The sequence below is a fragment of the Streptomyces jumonjinensis genome (genome assembly GCF_009600885.1).
GTDB lineage: Bacteria > Actinomycetota > Actinomycetes > Streptomycetales > Streptomycetaceae > Streptomyces > Streptomyces jumonjinensis.
In genome coordinates this window covers 4437-4909 of sequence record NZ_VCLA01000161.1, presented here as the reverse complement: position 1 = coordinate 4909, position 473 = coordinate 4437, and the positions used below count along the sequence as shown (strand labels likewise).

Annotated in this window: 1 protein-coding gene; it reads left to right on the top strand. The window is 71.5% G+C overall.

Annotated features, from left to right (window positions below):
* A partial coding sequence (locus FF041_RS39270) for an AMP-binding protein (protein WP_228388557.1) occupies nt 1-473 on the top strand: 473 nt, incomplete at both ends.

Genomic DNA, 473 nt, shown 5'->3' with positions numbered 1-473 from the left:
GGGGTATCCGGCCGGAGGACCCGCCCCCGTCGATCGGCGCCCCGATCGACCGTGCGGGGGTCTACGTCCTGGACGACCTGCTCCAGCCGGTTCCGGTGGGCGTGACGGGCGAGCTGTATGTGGCGGGCGCGGGTCTGGCACGCGGCTACGTCGGCCGACCGGATCTCACCGCCGAACGCTTCGTCGCGTGCCCGTTCGGCGGTCGGATGTATCGGTCGGGCGACCTGGCCCGCTGGAACCAGGACGGGCAGCTCCTCTTCGCCGGCCGCGCCGACGAACAGGTCAAGATCCGTGGCTTCCGGGTCGAGCCCGGTGAGATCGAGGCCGTACTCGCATCGCATGAGACGGTCGGCCAGGCCGCCGTCATCGTCCGCGAGGACCGGCCAGGCGATAAGCGGCTCGCCGCGTATGTCGTCCCCGCCGGGGAGAGCCTGGATACGGATGAACTCCGGGAGTTCGCGGGCCTCAGGCTC